At 56.9% G+C, this 23484-nt stretch carries 17 protein-coding genes; 1 reads left to right on the top strand and 16 read right to left on the bottom strand.

Features of this window, described 5'->3' with window-relative positions:
* Positions 1-3: 3 nt before the first annotated feature.
* The 12 genes from V9K67_RS02340 to V9K67_RS02285 form a co-directional block, all read right to left on the bottom strand.
* The gene (locus V9K67_RS02340; RefSeq protein ID WP_336719795.1) at positions 4-1953 is read right to left on the bottom strand and encodes a glycoside hydrolase family 88 protein; all 1950 of its coding nucleotides are present in this window, start codon (positions 1951-1953) and stop codon (positions 4-6) included.
* 144 nt (positions 1954-2097) lie between these two features.
* Positions 2098-3753 carry a glycoside hydrolase family 28 protein gene (locus V9K67_RS02335; protein WP_336719794.1) on the bottom strand — a complete coding sequence of 552 codons (1656 nt, stop codon included), beginning with the start codon at positions 3751-3753 and terminating at the stop codon, positions 2098-2100.
* A gap of 279 nt (positions 3754-4032) precedes the next feature.
* Positions 4033-7056, bottom strand: a complete 3024-nt coding sequence (locus V9K67_RS02330) for a glycoside hydrolase family 2 protein (protein WP_336719793.1) — start codon at positions 7054-7056, stop codon at positions 4033-4035.
* Between the two features lie 176 nt (positions 7057-7232).
* Positions 7233-9701, bottom strand: a complete 2469-nt coding sequence (locus tag V9K67_RS02325) for a PAS domain-containing sensor histidine kinase (RefSeq protein WP_336719791.1) — start codon at positions 9699-9701, stop codon at positions 7233-7235.
* A 244-nt stretch (positions 9702-9945) separates the two neighbouring features.
* On the bottom strand, positions 9946-10728 hold the full coding sequence (locus tag V9K67_RS02320) for a segregation and condensation protein A (protein WP_336719790.1): 783 nt from the start codon (positions 10726-10728) through the stop codon (positions 9946-9948).
* Positions 10729-10838: 110 nt separating this feature from the next.
* Positions 10839-11288 carry a large conductance mechanosensitive channel protein MscL gene (mscL, locus tag V9K67_RS02315; protein WP_336719789.1) on the bottom strand — a complete coding sequence of 150 codons (450 nt, stop codon included), beginning with the start codon at positions 11286-11288 and terminating at the stop codon, positions 10839-10841.
* Between the two features lie 42 nt (positions 11289-11330).
* Entirely contained in the window at positions 11331-12077 is a 747-nt protein-coding gene (locus V9K67_RS02310; protein WP_336719788.1) for a PPK2 family polyphosphate kinase, read from the bottom strand.
* Positions 12078-12254: 177 nt separating this feature from the next.
* Positions 12255-12818: a ribosome recycling factor gene (frr, locus tag V9K67_RS02305; protein WP_336719787.1), complete on the bottom strand. Its 564-nt coding sequence runs from the start codon at positions 12816-12818 to the stop codon at positions 12255-12257.
* 162 nt (positions 12819-12980) lie between these two features.
* Positions 12981-14129 (bottom strand): glycosyltransferase family 4 protein, encoded by a 1149-nt coding sequence (locus V9K67_RS02300; RefSeq protein ID WP_336719786.1) that lies wholly within the window; start codon positions 14127-14129, stop codon positions 12981-12983.
* 579 nt (positions 14130-14708) lie between these two features.
* Positions 14709-16007: an FtsX-like permease family protein gene (locus V9K67_RS02295; protein ID WP_336719784.1), complete on the bottom strand. Its 1299-nt coding sequence runs from the start codon at positions 16005-16007 to the stop codon at positions 14709-14711.
* Positions 16008-16050: 43 nt separating this feature from the next.
* Entirely contained in the window at positions 16051-16449 is a 399-nt protein-coding gene (gene rbfA / locus V9K67_RS02290; RefSeq protein WP_336719783.1) for a 30S ribosome-binding factor RbfA, read from the bottom strand.
* Between the two features lie 11 nt (positions 16450-16460).
* A complete protein-coding gene (locus V9K67_RS02285; protein ID WP_336719782.1) occupies positions 16461-17285 on the bottom strand; it encodes a glycosyltransferase family 2 protein in 825 nt (274 codons plus the stop codon).
* A 104-nt stretch (positions 17286-17389) separates the two neighbouring features.
* On the opposite strand from V9K67_RS02285, the gene V9K67_RS02280 reads away from it, so the two are divergent.
* Positions 17390-19216 (top strand): ABC transporter ATP-binding protein, encoded by a 1827-nt coding sequence (locus V9K67_RS02280; RefSeq protein ID WP_336719780.1) that lies wholly within the window; start codon positions 17390-17392, stop codon positions 19214-19216.
* 154 nt (positions 19217-19370) lie between these two features.
* Here V9K67_RS02280 and V9K67_RS02275 read toward each other — a convergent pair whose 3' ends face one another.
* The 4 genes from V9K67_RS02275 to porX form a co-directional block, all read right to left on the bottom strand.
* Positions 19371-20510 carry an acyl-CoA dehydrogenase family protein gene (locus V9K67_RS02275; RefSeq protein ID WP_336719779.1) on the bottom strand — a complete coding sequence of 380 codons (1140 nt, stop codon included), beginning with the start codon at positions 20508-20510 and terminating at the stop codon, positions 19371-19373.
* A 68-nt stretch (positions 20511-20578) separates the two neighbouring features.
* Positions 20579-21358: an MBL fold metallo-hydrolase gene (locus tag V9K67_RS02270; protein WP_336719777.1), complete on the bottom strand. Its 780-nt coding sequence runs from the start codon at positions 21356-21358 to the stop codon at positions 20579-20581.
* A gap of 71 nt (positions 21359-21429) precedes the next feature.
* Entirely contained in the window at positions 21430-21726 is a 297-nt protein-coding gene (locus tag V9K67_RS02265; RefSeq protein WP_336719776.1) for a hypothetical protein, read from the bottom strand.
* Positions 21723-23279 carry a T9SS response regulator signal transducer PorX gene (gene porX / locus V9K67_RS02260; protein ID WP_336719775.1) on the bottom strand — a complete coding sequence of 519 codons (1557 nt, stop codon included), beginning with the start codon at positions 23277-23279 and terminating at the stop codon, positions 21723-21725. The genes V9K67_RS02265 and porX overlap by 4 nt, the downstream gene beginning before the upstream one ends.
* Positions 23280-23484 lie beyond the last annotated feature (205 nt).

The raw sequence follows: 23484 nt of genomic DNA, 5'->3' as shown, positions 1-23484 counted from the left end.
TGGTTATTTTTTAGCTTGTTTGATGGCCCATTGCACCAGGTCTTCGGCGGCCTTATAGTTTTCCAGCTCGCCGGGAAGCTTGCGGCCGTCGATGTATTCGTTGTAGAACCAGGGATCGCCTACGGCAAACACGGTTCCTTTGCCCACCTTGGCTACCGACATCACCACCACGCCTTTATCGGAAAAAACGGCCCGCGCAGGCGCCTTCACGGTTTGCGAAGCGTATTCCTTGATGTAGATCTTTTTGGGGTTTTTGAAGATCTCGTGTTTGGCGGGGATTTCGAAGGTGCCCACCTCGTACTGGCTGCCCTGCACGCGGTTGCGGCTGTCGTAGTTGAACTGGATGCCGAAGCGGCCGGCCAACTGGTTGAAGTGGGTGAACTCCACGTTGCCCGAGTCGTTGCCGAACAGCAGCAGCACGCCGCCGTCCTTTACCCAGTTGTAAATGACATCGATATCTTTCGACTCAATGTAGTTGGGTTTTGCGGTTTCCTTCTGGGTGTCCGGGTCCACGATGAGGTACATCTGCACTTTTTTGAGGCTTTCGGCGGTAGGCGCGGTGGCCAGCGTCTGGGTGTCCACGCCGTGCTTCTGGAACACGTAGCCAAACAGGTTCAGGCCGTTGTTGTCCATTTCGTCCCATACGTAGTGGAACAGTTGCGGCTCGCCGTTCGCCCCCTTGTTGTATTCGCGGTTGAAATAGTTGTCCAGCAGCACGGTCTTCCCCTTCCCTACCGGCAGGGTAGGCAGGAGGTCGATCTCGTTGGCCGCCTGGATAAAGGCGCCCACGCCTTTGGGATCGTTCACGATCACCTTTTCGCGCATGTAGTATTCGAAGCTGCCGTCGCGGTACGGATTGCCGCCCAGGCCCGATACACTCACGGTGCCGTGGAGGTTTACCTGGCCGTTTTCGGTTTTTACAAACTGGTTCAGGATGCCTTTGTAGCCTTTCTGGGCCACGGGCACGAACTTCTGGGGCAGGTAGCCCAGGCGCACGCCTTTGGCCAGGGCGTACACGAACATGCTGGAAGCGGAGGCCTCAAAGTAGTTCTTTTCGCGCTTGGGCATATCCAGCACGTCCCACCACAGGCCGGTTTCCTTGTCCTGTACGGAGGCCACGGCGGTAGCGAAGCGGTTGAGGATGCCGATGAGCGAATCCCGTTTGGGATGGTCCTTAGGGAACCACTCGATGGCGTCCACCAGGGCGTTGCCGTACCAGCCCATGGCGCGGGCCCAGAAGTTGGGCGAGCGGCCGGTGACCTTGTCGGCCCATTGCTGCTGGCGCGACTCGTCGTAGCCGTGGTAGAGCAGGCCGGTCTTGTTATCGCGGGAATGGCGCTCCATCAGGATGAACTGTTTGGCGATGTCGTTGAAGGCCGTATCCTCGCGGAAGGTGGCGGCGTACTCAGCATAGAAGGGCTGTCCCATGTACAGGCCGTCGAGCCACATCTGCCAGGGGTACACTTCCTTGTGCCAGAAGCCGCCCTCTTTGGTGCGGGGGTGGGTGCGCAGCTGGTCGCGCAGCAGGTTCACGGCCTTGCGGTATTTTTCCTTGCCGGTCACCTTGTACAGGGTCAGCAGGTTGCGGCCGCAGAGCACGTGGTCGATGTTGTATTCGCCGGCATGATAGGTACGGATGGTACCGTCTTCCTGCACGAAGAAGTCCATGGACTTCTGGAGGTAGTTAAAATACTTTTTATCGGCGGTATTGCGCCACAGGCCTTCGATGCCTTCCAGGATCACGCCCTGGTCGTACGACCAGCGGGCGGTGCGGCCGGGGCTTTGCTGGGTCAGCGAATCGCTCCAGATGGTCATTACGGTCTTTGCCATCTGGGCGGCATAGGACTCTCCCTTCGCTGCCGCCTGCGAGGTGGCATTCAGGGAACCGCTTTGCGCCAGCGCACCGGCGCCGGCAACCACGGTAAATAAAAGAGTTTGGGCAAATTTTTTCATGTTGCGAATATCGTTATGGGTCAATAGTCAATGGTCAGTGGTCAATGGCCGGATTCGAACAAAACCCGGCAGGTTTTTAAAACCTGCCAGGTTGGGAAACGAACTCGTGAACTTGTGAACGCGTGAACTCGTAAACGCTTCAGGTTATTTCACCTGTAAAGCCGACTCCGTAGCACCGTAGCTTACCTGCGTTTTTTGCTTGGCTTTGGAAGCATCGGTTTGCGACAGCACAATGCCTTTGCTCTTTTCGCCGCTTACATTGAGCAGCAGCTCGGCATTGTCGTTGTAGCGGATCTTTTCCAGTTTCACGTCCTGGCTGTTGTGGATGTTCAGCACGGGAGCGGTTTCCCTGGTGATCAGCTGCACGTTGCGCAGGGTAACGCCGGTGGCCTCGGTCATGTCCAGGCCTTCGTTGGCCTGCAGCACCATGTTCTCCAGCTGCACGTTCTTCACGTTCATCTCGGGCAGGCCGCGGAAGTAGATGGCTTTCGCAGCGCCGTCGCAGATCACGTCCTTGATAAAGAAGTTGCGGAACTGGGGCGTTTCTTCGGTTACCGGCAGGGTCTGTACTTTCGGCGGTTCCCTTTTCTCACCGGCCAGGGGCACGGGGTCCTGGGCGGCATAATACAGGTCGAACAGGATGGCATCGCCGACAATATCTTTCATCATGATGTTCTTGATGTAGATGTTTTCCACCACACCGCCGCGGCCGCGGGTCGACTTGAAGCGCAGGCCGATATCGGTGCCGATGAAGGTGCAGTTTTCCACGAACAGGTTGCGGGCGCCGCCGCTCATTTCCGAGCCGATCACGAAGCCGCCGTGGGCATGGTATACGGTGCAGTTGCGCACGATCATGTTCTCGGTGGGCCTGCCTCTTTTGCGGCCGGCCGCGTCGCGGCCCGACTTGATGCAGATGCCGTCGTCACCCACGTCGAAGGTGCTGTTCTCGAGCAGCACGTTCTTGCAGGATTCCACGTCGATGCCGTCGCCGTTCTGGGCGTACCAGGGGTTCTTGGCGTATACGTTGCGTACGGTCAGGTTCTCGCACAGGATGGGGTGCAGGTTCCAGGCCGGGCTGTTCTGGAAGGTCACGCCTTCCAGCAGCACCTTGTTGCAGCTGGTAAATACCAGCATGTTGGGGCGCAGGAAGGTTTTGATGGAGTCGTAGAAGGCCTGGGTCTTACCGGGCTCGATGGCGCCGGGGTTCTTCATTTTCACGGCCTTCAGCCATACCGAGTCGGGGTACCAGCTTTTCTTGTCGTCGCTGAGCACACCGCCGGAGGCCACCAGCTTTTTCCACTGGGTCTCGGTCAGCTTGTCTCTTTTCACCATGCGCCAGGCATCGCCGTTGCCGTCCAGGATGCCGAAGCCGGTAATGGCGACATTGGTGGCGTTGGTGGCGGACAGGGGCGATTGGTTGCGCATCTGGGGCAGGCCTTCCCAGTCGCCTTTTACCAGCGGGTACTGGCTTTTATCTTTCGTAAACTGGATCAGGGCACTCTTTTGCAGGTGCAGGTTCACATTGCTTTTCAGCACGATGGGGCCCGTCAGCCAAAAACCGGCAGGAACCAGCACCACGCCGCCGCCTTTTTTGCTGCAGGCGTCGATGGCGTCGTTGATGCTTTTGGTGTTCAGCGTAATGCCGTCGGCCTTGGCGCCAAACTTCACAATGCTAATGGTGTCTTTTTTGAAAACCGGCTGTTGTACCACCGGCAGAATGGGATCGGGACCTGCGGCTGTGGCCACCTGGGCCGCCAGTGCAGGCAGGGCAAGCAATAATAACTTCAACGTTCTTTTCATGCGCAATACAATTGGAAAGAGCCCGGGCGAAGGTTCCGGCCGGCCTTTTCCGGGTTTAAAATGAGTTAACAATCAATCTTCAGCCAACAATTCTAAACCTATATTCCGGGTCCGCAAGGGCCTTTAACTATTTTTTTTACGCAATCGTTACCGATAACGATATCGTGAGAAAGTTCAATAGTTCCTGGGTTCCTAAGTTCCTGAGTTCTTTAGGTGGCAGATGCCTTATCTATCCAAACAACTCAGAAACTCAGGAACTTAGGAACCCAGGAACTTTACTTAGTTCTTTAACAAATTCAACAACAGCTGCTGCCCTACCACGTTGGCCGCATTCTTCTGGCTGGTGTTGAAGGTGGCCATGGCGGCATTCTCGCCTTCGCCCTCGGCTTTCCGTTCCGCCTTCAGATCGCGGATGCAGGAATAGAGGTCGAGGGAGGAAAGCACGACGCTGCCGCGGCCGTGGGGCACCACCTGGAGGGCGGAGAACACTTCGGGCTTGTGGTCCGACACGCAGCCCACCACGGTTTCGCCGTTTTCGATGCGCAGGCCGAAGCGGCTTTTGTTGTAGGTGGCCAGGCTCTGGTACTCCCAGTTGAACACACAGGCCTGGGGCAGGCCGGCAAAGAAGGGATGGCGCTTGACGAAAAAGTTGCCACCGTACCAGGTGGTTCCCAGCTCTTTCAGGCCGCGGTAGTCCACGATTTCCTTGCGCCCCAGGAACTGGGCCCATTTTTCGGTATTGCCCACTACTACCAGGCGGCCGCCTTCGTTCACCCATTCCAGGATCTCGGTCACCAGCGGGTTGCCGGTTTGCTGGGGCTCGAAGGCGCCCACCAGCAGGTACTGGCCTTCAGGGCGGCCGTCCTTGAACTCCTGGAAGTTATGGATGCCGGCCGAACGCAGGAAAGCGCCCAGCTGGCCGGTGGTGTCGGCCACCATACCGGCCGGGATGCCGGCGGTGTTCAGCCTTACGGCAAACAGCCGGTCGTCGCCGGCAGCCACTACCCTACCCCCTTGTTTCAGGGAAGCCCTGATGGTGGTATAGCCCTCGGTAGAGGGAACGAAGGGCAGTCCTTTGGCCAGCAGCTCGCCGTAGGTAATGCCGCCCGTAACATTGACGGAAAGCGTTTTGCTCCAAAGCGATTTTCCTTTGTCATCGGTGGCGGTCACCTCCAGCTGGCAGGCGCCATTGATATCTTTTTCATTCACCACGAACAAGTCTATTACCGTGGTATCGCCGACGGACAGCACCTTTCGATTCAGCTTTACCGCCACGTACAGGGGCCGGTTGTAGCGCGCAATGAGCGACACATCGCCCTTGGGGTTGCGGTAGTTGTCCACGATGCCCGAGTGATTTTCAAGCTTCATGCTTTCCCAGCCGTTGACGGCATAGCCGTCCACCGTATTGTTGATGCGGATGTTCTCGATGGCGCGGCCCTGGTAGTAGAAGGCTACGTTGCCCATGGCGCGGGTGAACGAATCCACGGAGGGAAAGATGGAAGAAAAGCCGCTGGTTTTCAAAAAGCTGTTGTAGGCGTCGTACCATTTGAGGTAGGCGTCGGTTTCCCATCCGATGTCGCGGCCGGTGCGGAGGATCTCATTGCGGATCAGCTCCAGGCGGGGCGGCGTGCCGATGGCACCTTCCTCCCCATAATAGATGATCTCGTCCTTGTGGTCGGTATAGCGCAGGTAGTCGTTGGGGTTTTTGTAGAGGTTGTCGTGGTAGGTGCCCGGGCCGCCGGCATGGTGCTGGTCGAACCAGCCGTAGTCGCGGAACGTGGTATCGAAGGGCATCAGGTGCAGCTTGAAGCGCGGGTCGGGACCCATCTGGATGGGGCCGTTCGACGAGTTGTAGGTCAGGATGCGGGAGGGGTCCATGCGGTGGCCGGCCTGCATCTGGCGGCGGTCCTGCTCCTGCGGCTGGGCGCCCCGCTCGTTGTGCATGTTGTAGATCACCAGCGAGGGGTGGTTGCGGTCGCGGCGGATCATGCGGAAGAACTTTTCGTCACGGGCGGCGAAGTAAAAGTCGGCCTGCTTTTTCCCCAGCCCATCGGTGGCATTGAAGCGGTCGGCGGGGTACTGGTTGCCGCCGGGCTCTTCAAAATAGAGCAGTCCCAGCTCGTCGGCATAGTCCAGCACGTTCTGCTGGCCGATGGTGCGGTGGAAGTTGAGCATGTTCAGGCCGAGCTGTTTGGCAATGGCTACCTGTTTGCGGGCAAGGCTGTCGGAAGGGGCGATACCGTTTACCGGCCAAAAACCCCAGGAGATGGCGGTCCGCAGCACGATGCGCTTGCCGTTGAGGTAATACTGCCGGTCGCCGTCCATATCGCGTACCTCGAACCAGCGGAAGCCGAAGCGGCGGCTGAAGGCGTCGGTAGCGCCGGCGCCCTGCCAGGAGGCGGTGAGCACGTACAGGTTGGGGTCATCTACACTCCAGAGCTTTGCATCCTTTACCTCCAGGGCAAAGCGGCGGGTGGAAGTGCCCGGCGCCAGGTCGCTGACGGGGTATAACTGCCGGAACACGACACGGCCGCCCCTGGCTTCCTTTACTTCCAGGCTCATCGTTCCGGACGCTGTTTTGCCCAAAACGTTATCGGCCGTTACTTCCACCTCGACCTGCGTTGCTTTAGGTTGGTTCTGAACATACACATCGGTAAAACGGATGGGGTCGGTGGCTACGAGCTTTACCCGGCCGGTGATGCCGCCGAAACCGTGGGTGGGGTTGGTACGGTAGGAACCCCACATAAAGTTCTGGGAGTCGCGCCAGTCGAAGTTGCCGTTGGGATCGGTGATGCGTACCGCCACCTCCGCTACCTGGCCCGGCACCACGGCCCCGGTAATGTCCACTTCAAAGGGAGTTCCGTTCACCAGGTCATAGCCCAGCAGGCGGCCGTTGACGAATACCTCGGCCCGGAAGCGCACGCTTTCAAACTGTAAGGCGATGCGTTTGCCTTTGAGGGCGGCAGGCACCGCCACCTTCGTGGTGAACCAGGAAACGCCGAGATAGTTGCCCGCCACGCCGAAGGGGTTGCCGTTGCGGCCCCAGTAGAACTGCTCCACGGTGGCCGGCAGGTGCACGGTTTTGCCCATCGCCTTTTGCAGGGCGGCCCATCCACCGGTAGGCAGATTTACCGGCAGGGATGTTACATGTACCGGCGGGGTGTACAATACGTCATTTTTCCAGGTGGCGGCGGTATCCAGCCAGAGTTTCCAGTCGTTGCCGGACAGGTCTTTTTCTACCCTCTGGGCGCCGGCGGTAAGGGAAAGGGTACAAAGCAATAAAGCAAAGGTTTTTGAACACATGGGCAAGAAAATCAGGGTTTATGTTTTGGGTTGTGGGTTGCGGAGGAGCGATGCGGGAGGCAAAGTAAAGGGAATACGGCAGAAGGGCCGCCATAAATGCAAAAAAGCATATTCCCGCAGAAATATGCTTTTAAAAAGAGTGGCAAAGAGGGCGGCACCGGCCGCCGCTCCTACCCTTAGGCCTCTACGGGCAGCACCACATGGAAAGCGGCGCCTTTGCCCACTTCGGAAACGGCGCGGATGTGGCCGCCCAGTCCGGTAACGATCTTTTTGCAGATCGCCAGCCCGATGCCGGTGCCTTCGTACGCGCCCCGGTCGTGCAGGCGCTGGAACACCACGAAGATCTTTTCGGCAAATTCCGGCTCAAAGCCGATGCCGTTGTCCCGGACGGTTATTTCCTGGTAGGTGCGGAGGGGATTGAGGCCCAGGGCCACCCCTTCCTCTAAGGCCACTTCCCTGCTGGAAATGTCGATAACGGGCGGAATCCCGGGGGCCGAGAATTTCAGGGCATTGTTGATGAGGTTTTGAAACAGCTGGTGGAGTTGCATGGGCTGGGCCTTCACCACGGGCAGGGCGCCGACATTCAGGGTGGCGCCTGTTTCGGCGATCAGCAACTCGTAGTCGATCACCACGTCCCGCACAGCGGCCCTCAGGGGCACCGGCACGGGCGGCGCCTCGTTGCCGGACAGGCGCGAGTAGTCCAGCAGGCTGTGCACCAGGTCGGTCATGCGCTGGGCGGAATGATCGATCCGGCCGAGGTACATGCGCAGGTCGGGCGGCAGGGCGTCGCCGCGCTGTTGGAGCATACCCGAAAAGGTGCGGATCTTGCGCAGGGGCTCCTGCAGGTCGTGGGAGGCGACGTAGGCGAATTCCTCCAACTGGCGGTTGGAACGTTCCAACTCCGCATTGGTTTGGCGCAGGTCGGCCGTTCGGGCCGCTACGATCTGCTCCAGTTCTTCGGCCTTCAACACCCGTTCATGGATGTCGGTACAGGAACCCACCCAGGAATGGATCGTGCCCTCTGCATCTTTAAAGGGAATGCCCTTGATCAGGTGCCAGTGGTATTCCCCGTTTTTCTTGCGCACGCGGAGCTCGCCGCGGAAGTCGCCGCCCTCCGCTGCCGCCTGCAGCCAGGCATCGCGGAACTGTTCGACATCGGTGGGATGGATGGCATCGAGATAGCCCATCCCCAGCGCTTCTTCAAAGCTCTGGCCGGTGTATTCGCACCAGGCAGCGGACTGGTAGGTAGCTTCGCCCAGGGGGGTGCAGGCCCAGGCGATCTGGGGCAGCAGTTCCAGGATCTGCTCGATGCGGGCCGCCTGGGCTTTCCGCTCCTCTTCCATCTTTTTGCGCTCGGTAATATCAGTCAGGCTGACCATCACCGACTTGTAATCGGTACCGGGCGGCAGGTCCAGGCTCACCAGCACGGTAATTTTTTTGCCCTTCAGGGTTTGCAGCACGGCTTCGCCTTCAAAGCTGGTGGCCCCGGAGGCCAGCACTACCAGTTCTTCTTCCAGCAACTGGAGGCTTTCCGGCAGGAACACGCGGTGCAGCCCTTGTACCAGCTCTTCCTTGCTATTCGCTTCAAACAGGCGGATGGAAGCGCGGTTGACGTCCAGCACCTGCACCGACCCGATCAGCTGAAACAGGAAGAGCGGGTTTTGCGCCAGGTAGGCCCGGAAATCCGTTACGCCTTCCGCCTTCAGTTGCCCGATCAGGGCCATCACCTCCGAAATATCTTCTTCCCAGATCGAAACCGGGGCATTGTTGAACAGGTTGCGGAAATGCCGCTCGCTTTGCAGCAGCTTTTGCTCGGCGGTCTTTTGCTCGGTAATATCCTTTACCAGGCCGCGGCGGCGTACCGGCCGGCCCTGGTCGTTAAAGTAGGTCTGGCCCAGGGTGCGCACCCAGCGCAGGTCGCCTCCCTCCTGCCCGATGCGGAACTCGACGGAGCGTACGGATCTTCCCTGGCGGAGGTCTTCGAAAAACTGCAGCATCACGGCGGTATCGCCGGGATACACCTTGGCCATAAAGTTGGGCAAGCTGGACTCCTCTCCCGGTTCGTAGCACAACAGTTCGCGGGCACGGTCGTCCAGGTAGGCTGTCTCCGCCACCAGGTCGATATCCACCGCGCCCATGCGGGCGGCTTCCAGGGCCAGCCGCAGGCGTCCTTCCTTTTCCTTTACCCGGCGCTCCAGTTGGTAGCGGGGCGTAATATCGCGGCAGGAAGTCAGTAGCTGAACAACGGAATCCCCTTCACCATATACGGGGGTGATCACCACTTCCCACCACATGGGCTTGCCTTTCCGGCTGGGGCAATACCCTTCAAAGCGGCCGATGCCGCCCATCTTGGCCCGCTCCATGGCGGCCAGGACGGCCTGCCGGTCGTCGCCGGTGCAAAAGCCCGGCCACCAGGCGCCCTGCACATCCGGCAGCCCTTCGGCCTCGATCAGGCGCAGGCCCTGCTGGTTCATGGACAGGATGTGTCCGTTCAAATCCAATATCTTAATGCAGTCCGGGCTTCCCTCGTACATACTCTGAAACAGGGCCTCCTGGTGCCTTCGCTCCCGCTCCCCTTCAGGGAGGGCGCGGCTCACGGATCCCTCTGCCCCCTGCGGCCCAAATTCATTCGTAATATTCAACATATCAGCAATTAGGTAGTGGTTGGCCGGAAAGATGTTTCCCCGGCGCAGCAAAAGTAGGCTCAGCCATATCCATGGCCGTTAAAATATCGGCAAGAGAGGGGATTTTTCCGTTAGAACCGTACATAAAAAGCTCTAAGGGAAACAAGGGAGCAAACTGTAAAACAACCCACTACAACAACACAAGTATTTCTACGTAGAGAAGCTACGCAATAGGCCTCAGCTGCGTGCAGGCCTTTTTGGCTCCTTAAAGCAGGTGCATGTGCTCCTCGTCGGTAAGGCCTTCTTCGGTTTCGTTGTACTCCACCAGGAAGTTGTTCCGTCCCTCGCCGATAATGATGCGCAGGTATTTCTGCTGTACCAGCTCCAGCATGGAAAGAAAGGTAAAGATGGCATGCACGCGGTTTTCCACGCCCTCGAAGACCTTGCGGAAGGAAAGGGTGCGTTCGCGCTGGGCCAGGGAGATCATGTCGGCCTTGGTGTGCTCCATGGAATAGCTGTACCGCACCACGGTATGCACCGGGCGGTTGAAGCGGTCCTGGTATTTTTGCATCGCCCGCTCAAAGGCCCGCATCAGGCGAAATAGGGTAATAGTCTGGATCTCGGTACCTTCGCCGGCCTCTTCGCCGATGGCGGCCAGCTCGCGCTGCACGTTGCCCCTTTTAGCCTGCAGCAGGCGTTCGGCCTCCATTTCGGCCATGCGCACGGCCGCCTCCTTGTATTTTTTGTATTCGAGGATCTTGTCCACCAGCTCCTGCCGGGGGTCGATCTCCTCGCCCTGGGCATTGAGGTCCTTGCGGGGCAGCAGCATCCTTGCCTTGATGCGCATAAGGGTGGAAATAAACAGGATGAACTCGCTGGAAAGCTCGATGTTCAGCGACTCCTGGTGGTGGATGTAATCGAGGAAGTCGTTGATGATCCGGGTAATGGGGATATTGTAAATGTCCAGCTCGTCCCTTTCAATGAAGAACAGCAACAGGTCGAACGGGCCCTCGAATTGCGGCAATTTTATTTTGTACGAATCACTCACAGGGTAAATGTAGAATGTAAAATGTAGAATATAAAATGTAAAATATGGATGAAAATCAGGCATTTGGCCTTTTATCCATATTTTACATTTTACATTTTATATTCTACATTTTACATTCTCTGCGTTCCCAGGCGGTCGCGGATCTCCATCAGTAATTTTTCGGAAGTGGTGTACTGCGGTGCGGCCGGGGTTTCGGCTGCGGCCTCTTTCTGCCGCTTCAGCCGGTTGATGCCTTTTACGATCAGGAACATCACGAAGGCCACGATGATAAAGTCGATGACGGCCGTTACGAAGGCGCCCCATTTGACGGCTACTTCCGCTACGGCGGGCTGCACGATGGCGCCGGTACCATCCTTTACTTCGGCTATGCCCGGCTTGATGATATAAGCCTTGTCCGACAGGTCGAAGCCGCCCAGCAGCAGGCCCACCAGGGGGGTGACGATCCCCTCGGTCAGGGCGGTGACGATCCGGCCAAAGGCGGCCCCCATGACGAAAGCAACGGCTATATCGACCAGGTTGCCTTTAACGGCAAATTCTTTAAACTCTTTAAGCATTCCCATATACGTAATTTTAGTAGAAGAGAGGGGAAAAAGATACGGTTTTTACCTAGAAGTTCCGAGCGCCGGATAGGCCATGTCGAGTTTTTTCAGGGTATCCACCAACGTTAGGGCCACGAGGTATTCCTTATACCAGTTCTGGTCGGCGGGTACGATGGTCCAGGGCGGCTCGCCGCAATGGTCGAACACGTCCTCGTACATCGCCCGGTAGCGGTCCCAGTGCGCCGACTCGTCAAAATCCTTGGCATTGTACTTCCAGTACTTCTGCGGGTTCTGCAGGCGCTCCTGCAGCCGTTCCATCTGCTCCTCGCGGGAGATGTGCAGGTAAAACTTAAGGATCACCGTGGCATTGTGGCGGCTGAGCAGCTGCTCAAAATGGTTGATGGCCGCAAAGCGTTTTTGGGCGGCATCATCGTCGCACCAGCCGTGCACGCGGGTAATGAGCACGTCCTCGTAATGCGAGCGGTTGAATACCTGCATCATGCCTTTGGCCGGCGCCCGCAGGTGGGCCCGCCATAAAAAGTCGTGGTCTTTTTCCTCTTCCGTAGGGGTTTTAAAGGAGTGCACCAGCACGCCCTGCGGGTTCATCTGCCCCAGCACCTTGCGGATCAGGCCATCCTTGCCGCTGGCATCCATGCCCTGCAGGATCACCAGCACGGAATGGGATTTCGACGCATACAACAGGTTCTGCAGGTCGTCCAGCTCCTGTAGCAGGGCCAGGGTCTGCTCCTTGATTTCCTTTTTCTCCAGGTGCTCCGGCGCCCGGGTAGAGATGTCTGCAAGCTTTATCATAACCAGAGGAATTTAGGTGGTTACCAACAGAGAAACGGGGTACCCTGAAAAAAGCAATAGCAACCGCCTGCCGTTTTCGATAAAGACGCGGGGAAGGGCATCTTTACTACCGTTAGGGTTGCTATTTACCAGAAAAATGCAAGGCGCCGGGCAGCCGCAGCGGCCCGGCCGGGACCGTTAAACGGCCATGATCTCCTTTTCCTTTGCAGCCAGGTGCTTGTCCACCAGGGCAATATATTTATTGGTCAGGTTCTGGGCATCGGCCTCGGCATCCTTGGCGGCGTCTTCGCTCAGGCCGGCCTTCTGCTGTTTTTTGATGCTCTCGATAGCATCGCGGCGGATATTGCGGATGGAAACCTTGGCATGTTCGCCCTCACCCAGGCAACGCTTCACCAGCTCGCGGCGGCGTTCTTCGGTCAGCGGGGGCAGGAACAGGCGGATGATCACCCCGTCGTTCTGGGGGTTGATCCCTATATTGGAAGCGATGATCGCTCTTTCGATGGGCTGCAGCATATTCTTTTCCCAGGGCTGGATGGTCAGGGTGCGGGCATCCAGCACGCTGATATTGCCCACCTGGCTGATGGGCGTAGACGACCCGTAGTAGTCCACCATGATTCCCTCCAGCATTTGCGGATTGGCCTTGCCGGCGCGGATCTTTACCAGTTCGGCCTCGAGGTGACCAATAGCCTTTTTCATGGAATCTTCGGCTAACTCCAGCGTTAGCGATACTTCTTCTGACATATAATAATCCGGTTTAGTTCCCGCAAAACTAATAAACCCTATACATATGTGCTCCAGAAATTAAGCGTACACCCGCAAAACGACAGAAGGGGCGAACGGCTGCGGACAGCAGGCGTTCACCCCTTTGATCGTTGAAAAACCGGGAAGGCATCCCGGCTTTCGTTAGTCTTTTACGGCTACAGGCACCTCGGCATTGAGCGTCATCACCTTGGTAGTGGGGATGATTGTTTTGATGCTTTGAGGAGAAATGGAGGCCGGCTTTTCGGCGCGCACCACCCGGGCTTCCTTTTTATAATAGACCAGGATACCTAAGAACGCCAGGGCTACCAGCACGATGGATCCCAGGAGATAGGTAGGTCCCAGGTCGCGGCCAATGAAGGCCAGGACGATAAAGGCCACGTTCAGCAACAGGCAGGAGAAGGTTACTTTCTTGTGGTTCAGGCCCCTGTCGAGCAGCAGGTGGTGAATATGGTTACGATCGGGAGAAAAGGGCGAGCGGCCTTTCAGGATCCGGATGCTGAACACCCGCAGGGTATCGAGCAGGGGGATCATCAGCACGGCGATGCCGATGGCCACGGCCGACTGTATGCGGAAGGAAACCAACGTACTGTCGGCTACCGATATGAATTTGATGGCCATGATGGAGTTGATCATGCCGAGCATCAGCGATCCGCTGTCGCCCATAAAGATCTTGGCCGGGTTGTAATTGAAGATGAGGAACGCCATCAGGCTGCCGGCCATGGCAAAGGCGAGCATGGAATAAGCGGTCATGTCCACCATATAGAAGTAAGAGCCGAAAACCGCCATGGTCAGCAATCCCAGCGTGCCGGCCAGGCCGTCCACGCCGTCGATCAGGTTAAAGGCGTTGATGATCAGGATAATGGTAATATAGGTCAGGGCGATGCTGAAGATCTCGGGCAGCTCGTTGATGCCGAACAGGCCGTGCATGCTGCCGATCCGGAGGCCGCCCAGGTGGATCAGTATAGCGGCAGCGGTCACCTGCCCGATGAATTTCTTGGTGGCGGTAAGGATGAGGATATCATCTTTTACGCCCAGGAAGAAGATCACGACAGCGGCGGCATAAAAATATTGAAACTCAGGGTTGATCGTATTATTGATGGACAGAAGTGAGGCCAGGAAAAAACCTCCGAAAATACCTACGCCACCCAGTGAGGAAATAGGTTTCTTATGTAACTTCCGTTCATCCGGGACATCGTACAACTTTTTCTCCTGTGCAATCTTAATAATAGCAGGAATCGCTAAAAAGGTGATCAGGAAAGAAAGGGATCCAGTCAGTAACACATCCAGCATACAGAATGTTTAGGGGCACAAAAATAGGTTTATCGAACAAGGAATTCAAACTAAAATAATTTCCTAATATATTTATAACCGATCCTGCCCGGCAATTTGGGCCTCCGATCCTTCAACATATTATAAATTACCGCTCATACCTCCCTGTTTCTCAAAAAAATAGACCCAACCTCTTCGAAAATTCTATGCCAGCCCAATTACAATAGCGAAGAGGTGGTCCGTTTCGGTCAAAAAAGTTTTCCACACGCACCTGCAGCCGCTCCAAAGCCCGCGCCTACAGGGCTTTTCCCCTTCCAACGGCCCCGCCGCAACGAAAATGAAGTTTACGTTACGCCCTTTCGGAAAGCATACAGGATGGCCCGGGATGGCCGGAACCGATGCTTGCCTTATGGTGCCACAGGTTGCAGGACCTGCCCGCTCCCGCCCCCGTACCGGGCAGAAACGGGCGAATGAAGGAAAAAAATTTCCTGGAACAAATTCCAGGCTATAAGGGAAAAGAATCGCTTAAAAATAAGGGTAAGCACCTGTCAAAAAACATGGTTTTCGTATATCCTTCCGATAATTCACGCCACAGCCATATCACTCTTCCCGCAACCGCAGCTGTTGCAGCGCGGCCTTACGGGCAGGTATCCACGAAGCGATCAGTGCAATGGCCAGCACGGTGGAACCGACCAGCACAAAATCCATGGCCGACAGCTTGACCGGGAAATAATCGATCAGGAACGATCCGCCCTGCAGGGGAATGATCTTGTAATGGATCTGGATCAGGGCCAGCGCCAGGGCAATGAGCATGCCCGAGCCGCCGCCGATAAGGGCAAGGAACAACCCTTCGTTGAGGAAGATCTTTTGGATAAAGGCACGGCCGCCGCCCAGGGCATGCAGCACGCTGATATCGTTCTTCTTCTCCAGCACCAGCATGGTCAGGGCGCCGATCATGTTAAAGGCCGCCACTACCAGTATCAGCGACAGCACCCCGTAAATGACCCATTTTTCGGCGCTCATGATGGAATACAGGCTCTGGTTCTGCTCGTACCTTGTCTGCACCAGGTAGCCCGGGCCAAGGGTGCGGCTCAGGGACACCTTCAGCGTCTCGGGATCGGCATCGTCCTGCAGGGCGATCTCCGCCGCGCTGTAGTTATCGGGGGGCATGTCGAGCATTTTTTTGACAAAGGCCAGGTTGCAGAGGGCGTACTTGTTGTCAAAATCCTGCTGGATGATGAAGGCCCCGGCCGTATTGATGGTATCGGCGCTGATGGATTGCAGGGGGTTGGACAGGTCCACGGCCGCCTTCTTGGGCAGGTACACCACCAGCGGCGCCAGGTTGCGGTCGCTTTGCACGCTGACGGCATTCTCAATGCCGGCGCCCAGCACCAGCAGCGGGCGCTCGCGGGTGCCCACGTCGAAGGTGCCGCTGACGATATAATCGGCCACCCCGCTGACGGAGGTGTATTGCTCGTCGACGCCCTTTAAATAAATGATGGACTGGTACTCGCCGTTCTGCAGCAGGGCCTTTTCCTCCACCACCAGCGACAGGGCCTGTACGCCCGGCACGGCGCGCAGGTCGCGGAGCTGCCCCGGCCGCAGGGTCACCTGCTTTCCGGCAACGGCCGACACCTTGATATCGGGGTAAAAAGAAGAGAACAGCGATTTTACCAGGTCCTCGAACCCGTTGAATACGCTGAGCACCAGGATCAGGGCCGCCGTGCCGATGGTGATGGCCACGATCGAGATCCAGGAAATGACATTGATGGCATTGGTCGTTTTCTTCGCCTTGAAATAGCGCCAGGCAAACAAACCTGCAAGGCCCCGGACGCCGCGTCCTCCCCCCAGCTCCTGGCCGGAGGCGCTACCGGGACCATTCGATTCCTTTCTGTTCATAAAGAAAATATAGATGAAAAAGTCCGGATGCCCGGACTTCCCTTTATTTGGTATCTCCCTGCTCCGCTCCTTCGGGGGGCGTGGGCGGCTCCTGCTGTTTGATTTGCTTGAACAGTTCTTCCATCTTGAACACGTGGTCCAGGGTATCGTCCAGGAAAAATTTGAGTTCGGGCATGCGCCGGAGTTGCTGCTTGACGCGGGCGGCCAGCTCTTTTTTGATCTCCCAGGCTTTTTCCTCAATTTTCTTCATCACGGCCTTATGGTCCGGCCCCTGGAAGATGCTCAGGTAAATACGGGCTTCCAGCAGGTCGGGGGTTACCTTCACCGATGAAATGGATACCATGGCGCCTTCTATCATGCTGAGATTCAGCCGCTGGAAAATGCTGCTCATCTCTTCCTGTATCAGTCCGCCCACTTGCTTTTGTCTTTTTCCTTCCTGCATATATATAATATTTATAGTGTACTCAGTTGTTCGCGGTGCCGGCTAATGCCCGCCTCCACGAAGGTGACCTTTTCGTCCACGCTCCGCCGGAACAGCGCCTCGTTGACCGAAACGGTTGCGCGGGGCGCCTCGCGGTGGTGGAGGTGGTACACCACGGCGCCGAACTTGACGAACCGCAGCTCCAGGCCGGCATTGATCAGGCGTGCCGCCAGGTCGTTGTCCTCCTTGCCCCAGCCGGTAAAGGCTTCGTTGTAGCCGTTTACCCGCCACAGGTCGTCCTTCCAGAAGGCCATATTGCAGCCCAGCACGTAGTGCATGTTCTTTTTCCCCCGTTGCAGCCGGTAGTTCAACGCCGCCAGCAGCGGCAAACGTACGGCATTATACTTCTTTTTCAGGTGGGGATGGCCCGGCCCGAGCTTCGGAACGGCTGCCGCCGCCAGCACCTGGTGGGTATACGCTTCGTCGAGCAGCGACCGGGCGCCGCTGACGAAGGCGCCCCTCCGGGCAAAGCGCAGGTGGTCGTGCACGAACCGCGGGTGGAGCACCAGGTCGCCGTCGATCTGCACCAGGTAGTCGCCCTCCGCCGCGGCAAAGGCCTTGTTGCGGATGCGCGCCAGCTGAAAGCCTTCGTCGGGCTGCCAGATGTGCCGCAGGGGCACCGGGCTGCGGCGCTGGAAATCCGCCACCAGCGCGCCCGTTTCGGCACCCGAGCCGTCGTCGGCAATGATGATCTCATCGGGCAGCACCACCTGCTCCAGCACGCTCTGGAGGCACAGGCGCAGGGCCGACGGCCAGTTGTAGGTAGCAATAATGAGGCTGCAAGTGGGTTTCGACATATCTGATTGCGAAGCTGTTAAACGCACAAATTTATTCATTTGCCGGACGTTTGGCGTAAAATGGGCTAAATTGCGGCCCTTTCTTACCGTTTACCGAATTTTCAATGAAAGCAATCAAGCGGCTGTTGAAGTACGCCACGCCTCTGCACCACTACCTGCCCGAATACATTATATATACCTTTCTGGGGATCATTTTCGGCCTGATCAACTTTACCATGCTGATCCCCATCCTCAACATCATGTTCGGGGTCGCCCCGGCCGAAGCCCCGGCCGCACCGCCCTCCTTCAGCCTGTCGGTTTCCTATTTCACCGGCCTCTTTAATTACTATTTTTTCCACATCATCGCCACCAAAGGCAAGATGTATGCCCTGGGCTTTGTCTGCGTGCTGATCTTCTTTTCCACCGTTTTCGCCAACCTGTTCCGCTACCTGGCCGTGAAAGTACTCATCCGCCTCCGCCTGAACACCATGGAGCGGGTACGCAACGACCTGTATGCCAAACTTACCCACCAATCGCTGCACTTTTACCACAACACCCGCAAGGGTGATATCCTGTCGGTAATGACCAACGAGGTGCAGGAAATCGAAAGCTCGCTGATCAACGCGCTCCAGAGCTGGCTGAAGGATCCCTTTATCGTGATCGTTTATTTCATCGGCCTGTTCTATATTTCGCCGCAGCTGACGCTGTTCACCATCATCTTCCTGCCGGTTTCGGGTATCCTCATCGCTACTATTACCAACAAGCTGCGGCGCCTGTCGTACTTCAGCGTGGAGCAGCTGGGCAAAATCCTGGGCCATACCGAGGAAACTCTTTCGGGCATAAGGGTGATCCAGAGCTTTGCGGCGGAAAAGTACACCATCGACCGCTTCAAAAAGGTCAACAAGGATTTTTCCAATACCAGCCGCTCGATGTTCAGCCGCAAGGAGCTCACCTCTCCCCTGTCCGAACTGCTGGGCATCCTGGTGGTGGTGACCATCGTGCTGTACGGCGGCTACCTGCTCATTTCCGGCAAGTCGGCCCTGACGGGTTCCTTATTCATTACCTACCTGGCCCTGTACTCGCAGATCATCCAGCCGCTGAAGGCCATCTCCAGCACCAGCGGCAACGTGCAGCGGGGCATCGTGGCCGCCACCAAGATCTTTTCGGTGCTGGACGAGCCGGTCCAGATCGAGGAAAAGCCCGGCGGTGTGGCCAAGACCGACTTCCGCGAGGGCATCGAGCTGCGCAACGTCTCCTTCCGCTACAGCACCCAGAACGTGCTGACGAACATCAACCTGTTCATCCCCAAGGGCAAGACCATCGCCCTGGTGGGCGAAAGCGGCTCGGGCAAATCCACCCTGGCCGACCTGGTCTCCCGCTTCTACGACCCCTCGGAAGGCCAGATCCTCATCGACGGCACCGACCTCCGCGACATCAAGCTCACCCATGTGCGCAGCCTCATCTCCTTTGTATCGCAGGAAGCCGTGCTGTTCAACGACAGCATCCTGAACAACATTGCCTTCGGCACCGAGAACGCTTCGGAAGAAGCGGTAAAGCAGGCGGCCCTGGTAGCCAATGCCCACCCCTTTATCGAACAAACCGAAAACGGCTACCAGACGACGGTGGGTGACCGCGGCATGAAATTGAGCGGCGGCCAGCGCCAGCGCCTGACCATCGCCCGGGCCGTTTTCAAGGACGCGCCGGTGCTGGTGCTCGACGAGGCCACCTCGGCCCTCGATACCGAAAGCGAACGCCTGGTACAGGACGCTATTAATAAAATGATGGAAAACCGCACCGCTATCGTCATTGCCCACCGCCTCTCCACCATCCGCCATGCCGACGAGATCATCGTGCTGCAAAAAGGCGTGATCGTAGAAAGGGGCACCCACGACGAGCTGATGCGGAAGTCGGGCTACTATGCAAGGCTGGTGCAGATGCAGGAAGTGCGGTAGGAATATAAAATGTAGAATGTAAAATATTAAATGTAAAATAAGGATAAATACAGGACTGCCCCTCCGTGGAGGGGCAGTTGCTTTTTTAAGGAAGGCTCCAAGCCTGCTCTTTTCCTTATTCTACATTTAATATTTTACATTCTACATTTTATATTCACTTCAACACCTCTCTCGAGATCACCACCTTTTGGATTTCCGAAGTGCCTTCACCGATGGTGCAGAGTTTGGAATCGCGAAAATGCTTTTCCACGGGAAAATCCTTGGTATAGCCGTAGCCGCCAAAGATCTGGACGGCATCGGTGGCCACCCTTACCGCCACTTCGCTGGCGTAGTACTTGGCCATGGCCGACGCCTTGGTCACCGACTGGCCGCGGTTCTTCAGGTCGCAGGCCTGCAGGGTCAGCATGTCGGCCGCCTGAATCTCGGTGGCCATGTCGGCCAGCTTGAAGGCGATGGCCTGGAAGGAGGCTATGGGCTTGCCGAACTGGTGGCGCTGCTGCGCATACTCCAGCGAAGCCTCGTAGGCACCCTTGGCAATGCCCAGCGCCAGGGAGGCAATGGAAATGCGGCCGCCATCCAGCACTTTCAACGACTGGCGGAAGCCGTCGCCGACTTCCCCCAGCCGGTTGGCATCCGGAATGCGGCAGTTGTCAAAGATCATTTCGGCCGTTTCGCTGGCCCGCATCCCCAGCTTGTTCTCTTTCTTGCCGCCGCTGAAACCCGGCGTGCCTTTTTCCACGATAAAGGCGGTAGCGTTGTCGCTGACCCGCGGCTCACCGGTACGGCAGATCACCACCGCCACGTCGCCGCTGCGGCCGTGGGTGATCCAGTTCTTCGTGCCATTGATCACCCAGTGATCGCCCTGCCGCACCGCGGTGCAGCTCATGTTGCCCGCATCGCTGCCGGTATTGGCCTCGGTCAGGCCCCAGGCGCCGATCCATTCGGCGGTCGCCAGCTTAGGGAGGTATTTTTCTTTTTGTTCCTCGCTGCCGAAGGCCAGGATGTGGCCGGTGCAAAGCGAGTTGTGGGCCGCCACGCTCAGGCCGATGGAGCCGTCGACTTTTGAAATTTCCTCGATGATGGCTTTGTATTCGTAATAGCTCAACCCCGCCCCCCCGTAGCGCTCCGGCACCAGCACGCCCATCATGCCCAGTTCGCCGAGCTGCTTAAAGAGCGGCACGGGAAATTCCTGGCTTTCGTCCCAGGTCATGACATGGGGTTTGATCTGCTGGTGGGCGAAGTCGCGGGCGGCCTGTGCGGCCTGCTGGGTGATCTCGGAGGTTTCGAAATTCATAGCTGACAGATTGGTTCCGATAATAAGATAAGCCAAAAGTCCGGAAGAAGGAAACCGCTGCCGGTGGCTTAATCAAACTGGAGTACCAATCCATCATATGCAAGGTGCATGCCGCCGGGCAGGCCGGGGTCTACGTCGGCATGGCGTCCCAGCTGGTGCGAGATGTGGGTAAAATACGCATGGGGCACCTGCAGCTCCTGCACCAGGCCGACCGCCTCGCTGAGGGAAAAATGGGAAATGTGGGGCTGGTGGCGCAGGGCGTTCAGCACGATGGTATCGCTGCCGACAGCTTTCTGCTTTTCGCTTTCGTCGATGCGGTTGGCATCGGTGATGTAGGTGAATTTGCCGAAGCGGAAACCGTATACTTTCATCTTCAGGTGCCATACCATGATCGGCGTTACGGGGATGTCGCCGATCCGGAAGGGTTCGGTGGTGATGGTCACCAGCTCGATATCGGGCACGCCGGGATATTTGTTTTCGGCAAAGGCGTATTCAAACTCGCGCTTCAGCTCCTTCATGGTGCTCTGGTTGGCGTAGACCACCATCGGCTGCTGCTGCAGGTAGTTGAAGGCCCGGATGTCGTCGAGGCCCGCGATATGGTCCTTGTGGGAATGGGTGAACAGCACGGCGTCCAGCTTTTTGACACGGGCGCGCAGCATCTGGTAGCGGAAGTCGGGGGTGGTGTCCACCACCACGGTCGTGGTGGGCGACTCGATCAGGATGGAGGAACGCAGGCGGTTGTCGCGTTTGTCCTCCGACGTGCACACGGGGCATCCGCAGGCAATCATGGGTACGCCGCTGCTGGTGCCGGTTCCGAGAAAGGTTATTTTTAAAGGGGGGCAGCTCACCGTGTAAATGTAAAATATAAAGTCGTTATAAGCTGAGAAGACTGGTATCCGAAATCCGACATCCGAAATTTTTATTGCCCTTCCTCCTGCTCCTCCCCTGCTGCGGCATGGTAGCGGCCCATGATGTCGTCGAAGAGCTTGCGGCTGTCCTCCGACAGGGCGCTGCCCTCGATATTGAGCTGCGGAATGAGGTCGATAAGGGTGTTGATGCGTCCTTCCAGGGGCAGGAACTTATTGAGCACCACCACCTTTCTTTGCTCCAGGATGCAGAAGCCGCTTTGAAAGGTGCCCCTTTCAAAGCGGACGATGTATCCGGCATCCTCGATTAGTTTTTCGATCTTGTTTAACGTGGTCTGGGTATATTTCACTTACTGATCATTTTTATTACCGGCACGATCATTTCCTCCAGGCTGATGCCCCCGTGCTGAAAGGTGTTGCGGTAATAATTCACGTAATGGTTATAGTTATTGGGATAACACAAAAAGGTATCCTCGCCGGCAAAGATATACGATGAATTGACGGTGGGAACGGGCAGCCCCACTTCCCGCGGGTCGCGGAAGGCCAGCACTTCCTTGGGATCGTAATTGAGGTTGCGGCCATGCTTGTAGCGCAGGTTGGTGGTGGTCTGCTTGTCGCCGATCACCTTGGCGGGGGTTTTTACCCGCACGCTGCCGTGGTCGGTAGCCAGGACGATGCGGATGTTCTTGTCGGCGATCTTTTTCAGCGCCTGGTGCAGGGGCGAATGCTCGAACCAGGAGGTGGTGATGCTGCGGTAGGAGGTTTCGTCGCCGGCCAGTTCCTTGAGCACTTCCATCTCGGTGCGGGCATGGCTGAGCATATCCACGAAGTTGTACACAATCACGTTCAGGTCGTTGACCAGCAGGTTGTGCATGTTGTTCACCAGCTCCAGGCCGGCATGGTTGTTCAGCACCTTGGTGTACGAAAAACGCAGGTCGCCCTTGCCCAGCGACTTCATCTGCGCCCGGAAGAATTCCTCCTCGTTCAGGTTTTTGCCGCCCTCCTCGTCATCGTTCTTCCATTGCGCCGGGAACCGCCGCTCGATCTCCGTGGGCAGCAGGCCCGAGAAGATGGCGTTGCGGGCATAATGAGTGGCGGTGGGCAGGATGCTGTAAAACGTATCCTCTTCCTGGATGCGGAAGCTTTCGGCAAAAATGGGCTGGATGGCCTTCCACTGGTCGAACCGCAGGTTGTCGATCAGGATAAAAAAAGTGGGTGTGCCTTTTTCCACAAACGGCAGCACTTTATCACGCACAAGGGTATGCGAAAGAACGGGTTTTGGGCTGTTCTTGCCCGTTATCCACGAAGCGTAGTTTTTAGAGATGAATTTGAAGAACTCGGTATTGGCCTCGCCCTTCTGGCTTTGCAGCACTTCCTGCATTTCGGGGCTGTCGCTTTTTTGCATTTCCAGCTCCCAGTACACCAGCTTTTTGTAGATATCCATCCACTCGTTGAAATCGGGATTGGAGTTCAGCGCCATGAACAGGTTGCGGAACTGCTGCTGGTAGGCGGTGGTGGTTTTTTCGGCCACCAGGCGGCGGTTGTCAATGATCTTTTTCAGCGACAGCAACACCTGGTTGGGATTGACGGGCTTGATGAGGTAGTCGGTGATCTGGCTGCCGATGGCTTCGTCCATCAGGTTCTCGGTTTCGTTCTTGGTAATCAGCACCACCGGGATGCCTGCATTCACCTCCTTGATCTTGGCCAGGGTTTCCAGGCCCGTAATGCCCGGCATGGTTTCGTCGAGCAGCACCACATCCACAATGTTCTCTTTTACGTAATCAATGGCGTCAAAACCATTGGTAAAGGTTTGCACCTGGTACCCTTTGTTTTCCAGGAACAGCTTTTGCGATTGGAGGCTTTCGATCTCATCATCCACCCAGATTATTTTCGGCACTGACATAATGATTTTAAATTTTTCGAATGAAAGGATTGACACGGATTGCAGAAACCGGGCCTTGAAAAACCGGGCAGGCTGCGGGGATTTTTCCAAAAGGATAAGCTATTATGAGGATGAGGTTCAACAAACAACCTGCGCTACCGTGTCGGATTCCCAATAAACAAATGAATGCATGAACGAATTCCCCGTTCTCCGGAACGCTATTTTC

Source organism: Huijunlia imazamoxiresistens, from assembly GCF_037132455.1.
Lineage (GTDB): Bacteria > Bacteroidota > Bacteroidia > Chitinophagales > Chitinophagaceae > Flavisolibacter > Flavisolibacter imazamoxiresistens.
Note: the sequence above shows the minus strand (reverse complement) of the source record. Positions and strands in the feature narration are given on the sequence as shown.